The organism is Staphylococcus ureilyticus, from assembly GCF_002902235.1.
Classification (GTDB): Bacteria; Bacillota; Bacilli; order Staphylococcales; family Staphylococcaceae; genus Staphylococcus; species Staphylococcus ureilyticus.
Map to the genome: position 1 here is coordinate 66,808 of NZ_PPRL01000141.1, position 6,539 is coordinate 73,346.

6 protein-coding genes are annotated in these 6,539 nt (G+C 27.2%); 3 read left to right on the top strand and 3 right to left on the bottom strand.

Features of this window, described 5'->3' with window-relative positions; translation table 11 throughout:
• Positions 1 to 302: 302 nt before the first annotated feature.
• Positions 303 to 596: an antibiotic biosynthesis monooxygenase family protein gene (locus tag CD150_RS12250; RefSeq protein WP_073342996.1), complete on the top strand. Its 294-nt coding sequence runs from the start codon at positions 303 to 305 to the stop codon at positions 594 to 596.
• A gap of 1,007 nt (positions 597 to 1,603) precedes the next feature.
• Here the strand turns inward: CD150_RS12250 and CD150_RS13600 are convergent.
• Positions 1,604 to 2,215, bottom strand: coding sequence for a hypothetical protein (locus CD150_RS13600; RefSeq protein ID WP_073342993.1), 612 nt, complete (start codon positions 2,213 to 2,215; stop codon positions 1,604 to 1,606).
• 1,582 nt (positions 2,216 to 3,797) lie between these two features.
• Between CD150_RS13600 and CD150_RS12275 the strand changes: the two genes are divergently transcribed.
• On the top strand, positions 3,798 to 4,007 hold the full coding sequence (locus CD150_RS12275) for a hypothetical protein (RefSeq protein ID WP_046207460.1): 210 nt from the start codon (positions 3,798 to 3,800) through the stop codon (positions 4,005 to 4,007).
• Between the two features lie 302 nt (positions 4,008 to 4,309).
• Entirely contained in the window at positions 4,310 to 4,993 is a 684-nt protein-coding gene (locus tag CD150_RS12280) for an SGNH/GDSL hydrolase family protein (protein WP_103161633.1), read from the top strand.
• 102 nt (positions 4,994 to 5,095) lie between these two features.
• Here the strand turns inward: CD150_RS12280 and CD150_RS12285 are convergent, their stop codons facing one another.
• Positions 5,096 to 6,076, bottom strand: a complete 981-nt coding sequence (locus tag CD150_RS12285) for an MFS transporter (RefSeq protein WP_236588571.1) — start codon at positions 6,074 to 6,076, stop codon at positions 5,096 to 5,098.
• A complete protein-coding gene (locus tag CD150_RS13815; RefSeq protein ID WP_236588555.1) occupies positions 6,073 to 6,234 on the bottom strand; it encodes a hypothetical protein in 162 nt (53 codons plus the stop codon). The genes CD150_RS12285 and CD150_RS13815 overlap by 4 nt, the downstream gene beginning before the upstream one ends.
• Positions 6,235 to 6,539: the final 305 nt, after the last annotated feature.

The following is a 6,539-nucleotide window of genomic DNA, read 5'->3' on the forward strand; positions in this document are numbered from 1 at the left end:
GTACAACGATTGTGATATTAAAGTACAACAGATTATTAAATTGTCATGGTGGGGCATTTATTTGAAGTATCAGATAAGAAAGTGAAACAAGTATTTGATAGGGTGTTGGATAAAATAGTAGAAGGGTAGGCACTTATGTGTTTGCCCTATTTTTTATGCTATCATTAAAATAAATTATTGCGAGGCTCAACGTCAATAAAGCAATTGGAATAAAGCAAAATAGATTAATGATATAAAAGTGGTTAAAATAAAAGGAAATCGTATTAATTTCTTTCAAAATATATTTTAAGGGGGATTTTGCATTGGTACTTGAAGGAGCGATGTTACAAGTTAAAAAGAATATGGAAAATGAATTTGAGGAATCTTTTATAGAAGCCTCTAGTATTATTAGTTCAATGAAAGGCAATATAAATCATTCGTTAAATAAGTGTTTTGAAGAAGAAGGTAAGTATCTGTTATTGGTTGAGTGGGAAACATTAGAAGATCATACAATAGGTTTTCGTGAGTCTGAAGAATATAATAATTGGAAGTCTTTATTGCATTGTTATTATGAACCTTTTCCTGTAGTTGAACATTTTTATAAAATAGAAATTTAAGTGATTTAATTAGGTCACTTGAACAACAACTGTGATATATAAAGTACAACAGATTATTAAGTTATCATGGTGGGACGTATATTTGAAGTATCAGATAAGAGAGTACGACAAGTTTTGATAGGGTAATGGATTGATTATCAAGGATATACACTTATGTGCTAGCCTTATTTTTTGTGTTAAAATAAAATTGTTTCGTAGCTCAATGTCAATAAAGCAATTATATTGAAATTTTAAAGAATGGGTGATTTTGTGAAGATAAATCCTGAATTAGACACAAGTTATTTTATATCTATTTGGTTAAATATTTTATTTTTATTTGGTCTTATTTTTATTACACAATTAGAAAATTTGATTATATTAATACCTTACGTTCTTATAATGGGTGTAAATTCAATATACATAGTTATTAAAGCAATGAAAATTAGAAATAATCGTAGTTTATGAATGTTTTGTATAGTTAATTGAATATTTTTGTCTTTCTAATAAGCCACTCACACATGTCAATGGGTGGTTATTTTTTATTTACATATAATAACAAGTGTTCCGTCAATATTTATTGAGGTAATACTATGATTCCAGATAATTATAAAAATGAAACTGATTATCGTAAAACACCACATGAGTATCTTAATAACGAATACTACAAGAACATGGATTAGTTAAATTACATCTTTTCAAGTTTATGCTCGAAAAGTATGAAATGTTAGAATAGTATGTTGAAGATCAGAATAAAATAGTTAAGTCTTTATTTAGCGATGATCAACTATATGAATTGAATAAACTTTAACGTTCGAAATGCTCAATGATTCAGAAGTGATTATTAGTTATTATGAAAGTGGATATATTAAAAATATAGAAGGATATATTCGCAAAGTAGATGACTATGTACCATTGTTTTATTTATATGAATGAAATGGATTAAATAGAATTAGTTTGAAGGATATTGCGGAGTTAAAATAAAAAGGGCATAGTTTAATGCCCATATAAAAATATGTTAAATAGGATTATCAATCATATAATTCAAGATAACTATCCGTAAATTCTTCTGATGAAATTTCTCCATTGTCTCTTTGTTGTTGTAATTCTGCAGCTTTATTCTGAATTTCATCGTACTCTTCACGAGAATATCCTTGATTTTCCATCTCTTCATAATTTGCTTCTTCTTGGTCTTTTTGTTGTTCAGGTGTTAAACAACCACCAACTGTACAATAAGTACCATCTTCTTTATATTCACCAAACATTGCGTCACCAGCAGGTACATTTGATTGCTCTTTATTAGCCACTTGTGAGTTTTGTTGTTGTTCAGATTCAGATTGTTCTGCTTTCTCTTGCGACTGAATAGGTTGTTGTGTCATCTGTTGCTTTTGTGTATTCACTTGTTCTTGTGATTGAACAGGTTGTTCATTAATTTCATTTTGTTTTGTTACTTCATCATTAGAACTATCATTTGATTTGTCTTTGCTATCTTCAGATTGTTTAATATCATTCTTTTCATCATTTGATTTCTTATTACTTGATGATTTTGTTTCCTTACTATCATCTGATTTACTTTCTTCTTTATTGCCACATGCTGCTAATACTAAGAAACTTGCTAATAATAAAAATAAAATCTTTTTCATTTAATGCTCTCCCTTAAAAATAAATTATTAACTTAATTGTACTATACATAAAAAATAATAGTGATAACAAAAGGTTATAGTTAAATTTAATATTTGTGAATATGCTTATGGTTATTTAATAAAGCGAAAACTATACGTAAATTCATTGCCCGATGTAGCACAAAGTAAATGTCAGAAATATATATTAAGTAACTAAATGTATGATGGGGTATGTAACGAAAGTTATTATTCTAAAGAAGAATAGCAGATTTAAAAATTGTAATCATTTTAGATAGTGAAAAATAATATGTAAATAATTAATGATAGGACATTATATTTTTTGAATAACATTATTGTTGAATGAAAGTGAAAGAATGTTACAATATTCTTTGTTAAATTTTAAAACAGTATAAGGAGTAGTAATGAGGATAGAATGGATTTAATTGGAATTTTTACTATGTTATTGATATTACTTATAGGGATCGTTGTTACTGTTGTATTTTGGCTAGTAATCTTTAAAATATTGCATTGGGCTTTGGGTGATACTGGGTGTATTGTGGTTATGGTAATAATTGGTGGACCAACCATTGGACTAATATTATATGTTATATATAAATGTTTTGGATATTAATATTTAATTATGTATTTTATGTTAAAAACATCTCTACTAAGTTATATGTACTAGGAATATAGATAAGAGTTTATTGTGAAATTAAAAGTTTGTTTATTTCAGCATTGGTAACTATAATTTTTTTGAGTGGATGTGATTTTATTAGTCTGGATGATGTGAGGAATTCAAATGAATCCAATGAAGACCATAAAAAGTCGAATGAAAATGATGAAAGTAATTCAAAACATAACAAACAAAATGTCGATGATAAGTCACATGATTAAGGTGGAAAATTAACTATCAATCAAGCGAAAACAATTGCTAATGAAAAGTTATAAACGGAAAATCAAGTATTTTTTAATAAGAGTGATTAATACATCACAAAGGCAAAAGTGACGAAAATCACTATTACATAGAAACACCTTTTTATGGTCAAAATGAGGCATCTTAAGCATAAGTAATTGTGGACAAAAATAAAGGAACGACTCTTGAAAATACATAAGAAAAACGTACAATTGGGAAGTCTATATAAAAAGAGCAACATTCTGAAAATACAACCGAAGAAAAAAGTGCTGAGCCAGCTACTCGAGAACGATTTAAAGAAACAGATTAATAATATTATTAAGTATTTAAGTAATTAACTCTTGCATGCGGGAACGAATACATTAAGAGTGCACAAATTTCTTTTGTTTTTGCAATTTTAATATTTTACACTACAGCATCAAGACAATGTAAACGTTGATATAGCAATAGTTATAAAAATGTATAGTTAATCGCTTTAACGAACTCCCAGCGTCTTCATAGCCGAGCCTTCACCCATTGCGGTTGAGGGCTTTTGTTTTATTAAAAATCTATACTATGTGCTTGTGCATTATTTTTGAAAGCAATTAAATTATTGTAAGAATGTATTTCGATTTAGGAATGTATCTAATTTGCAATGCTAAGTAATTAGTTGGATAATTAATTTATAATACTTACACAGGGTGAATATAGATGGACGAAATTTTTGTTTTTAAAATAAAAACGAACGATGGAAATATGTTTCGTGAGTATGTAGAAAATATTTGGGAAATTAGTGAAGCATTGGCTTTAAAAAGGTTTGAAAAAGCAATTAAGAAACATGAATACTTTTACTTAAAAGACAGTGGTAGATATATCAATGTGAGTAATATTATTTCAATAGACGTAGAACTTTTGAACTAAAAAGATTAAATTATATAAAATAGAATACTTAAATAAGATTATCAATGTGAAATATAAAAAATATTGATATCATGAGTTGTTTTTCATTGACTTATGCATACAGTTAGACTATAAACTTTCTGTCATAATCAAGTTATAATATCATGAAAATTAGTAATTCAATGTACCTAACTAATTAAAGTGTATATTTGAGAATTTAATATGATAATGTCCAAAAGGAGCTATAAAATTGAAAAAGGTAATAATGTTAATTAGCGTGTATATTGTTGGGAAATTAGCTTCTGCAGTGACAAATTTTGTTAATGATATACGAAAAGGCAATAAAAGTAGTTTTAAACCGAACTCCCAATTTTTTTAAAAGAGAAGATGGTTTAACTGATAAAAACATTCTTTTTTTAGGTTCTTCAATTACATATGGTGCGGCTTCTCATGGGATTTCATTTGTTGAATTTTTAAATATAGAATCTCATATGAACACAACGAAAGAAGCAATTTCGGGTACAAGTTTGGCAGGAACAGAAAAAAATTCATATGTCCAAAGAATAAAAAAAGAGAAGTTAAGTAAAAACAAATTTGATTTGTTGATTTGTCAGTTATCAACGAATGATGGTAGGTTAAATAAATCTGTAGGTGAAATAAAAAAAGCATATGATCATAATGCTTTTAATGTAGAAACAACAATTGGCGCAATGGAATATATTATTAGTTACGCTAAATTAACCTGGGATACGCCTATATTATTTTATACTTGTATTAGAAAAGCAGATCCTTATTATGAATTTTTGGTATATAATTTATATAAACTAAAAGAAAAATGGGATATTGAAATTTTAGATGTTTGGGGCAATCAATGGGCAAATGAACAAATAAAATATGATAATACACTTTTTGCTGATGATGCACACCCGACTTTAAAAGGCTATCGCTATATTTATACACCACTTTTTAAAGAAAAGATAAAAAATATATTGAGCAAAGAAATATAAAAATGAACTACTTTTTACGAATCAGAAAAGCTAGCAGGTCATTTTGGATTTAATGCAGAAGGATAGGCAAATGAATGCCTATCCTTTTTAATTATCCAGTATTTACTTTTTAGGAAAAATGAACAAAGTAAGAATACTTAAGACAATAGAAATCATAGCAAGATAAACTGGTGCATTTATATTTTGAGAGTAAAAATAACCAGCAATAATTGGTGCTATTAAAGTACCTAAAGAGGTAAAAGTAGAGTTTATTGAACCTGCTAAACCTTGTTTGTTTTGAACTAATTTTGATAGATACACTGTTATAGTAGGGCGTATGATATCAAATCCAATAAATATAATCCAACTTATTAATATGAGGGATATTACAGAATTTAAGAATAACAAGCTAAATAATATGACGATCGAATACATAGAACTAATAGTGATGATCGAAAGTTCACTCAAATACTTTGAAATTTTAGGATATAGAAAATATTGAGTGAAAGCGCCTAGCAAAGATCCACCTATAATCGCGGCAGCTATATTAATAGATGTAAACGCAGCTTTATCGACTAAGTATAATGGATAAAGCTCTTCTATAGCAGCTAGTCCAAATGCTAATAAGAATATAATTATAGAAGGTAATAAATATAGTTTTAAGTCCTTGAATTTTATTTTGAAATTTTTATTTTTTGGTACATCTTCATTTTTAATATGTGGAATACTTAACTTTAAATTTATAACTAACATGATCATACCTATTACCATAGCTATAAAATAAGGTAATCTTATGTGGATTGATGAAAACAACGCTCCTATACCTGGTCCAATGATAAAGCCTAATGATGTTATAGCTGAAAATGTGCCGAAATTTTTATCACGATTTTTTTCATCAGAGATATCTCCGATAATGCCAATAATAGATGTAGTCATTAAGGCAGCACTTATGCCTCCCAATACTCTGGAAACAAAGAGTGTATAAAAATCCATACCTATCCCGAATAAGCATTCTGAAATTATATAGAATAACAATCCAAACGATAGAAAGTGCTTTTTGGGGTACTTGTCAGAAAAGTATCCAATTATAAGTGAACAAATCATTTGGAAAAAGAAAAAACTGCAATAAGTACTCCAAAAGCATTTCCAGTTATAGATAAATCTTTAATTATTAAAGGTAAACTTGGAACGACTAGTCCTATGCCAGTAAATGCCAAAAAAATATTGATATAAAGTGGAATAATTAAACTTCTTTTAATCATTATAACTCCTTATTGGAATAAATGATTAAAAGTAAGATTTCAATCATATATTGTTTGCAAATTTATATAATTGATTGATTTAATCATTTATTCCTCCTGTTGTTTTAGTTTTAATTTGAATTATTAACGTATTTTTTCTGACTAGCATAAAATCTCCTCCTTTTGATGATTATATTATACAATATTTTATTTTTTACGAAAATAATTACTTGGAATATTTCTATTTATTTAAAAAGTATGGTTAAAACTATATTAGTTTATATATCCAACTGAATTTTAAGTGAAAAAAGATAACAATATTGTAA

What these genes read in the sequence shown, in the direction of transcription:
- CD150_RS13600 (WP_073342993.1), bottom strand. Translation starts at nt 2,215, where the DNA reads ATGAAAAAGATTTTATTTTTATTATTAGCAAGTTTCTTAGTATTAGCA.
- CD150_RS12275 (WP_046207460.1), top strand. Translation starts at nt 3,798, where the DNA reads ATGGACGAAATTTTTGTTTTTAAAATAAAAACGAACGATGGAAATATG.
- CD150_RS12280 (WP_103161633.1), top strand. Translation starts at nt 4,310, where the DNA reads ATGATATACGAAAAGGCAATAAAAGTAGTTTTAAACCGAACTCCCAAT.
- CD150_RS12285 (WP_236588571.1), bottom strand. Translation starts at nt 6,076, where the DNA reads ATGATTTGTTCACTTATAATTGGATACTTTTCTGACAAGTACCCCAAA.
- CD150_RS13815 (WP_236588555.1), bottom strand. Translation starts at nt 6,234, where the DNA reads ATGATTAAAAGAAGTTTAATTATTCCACTTTATATCAATATTTTTTTG.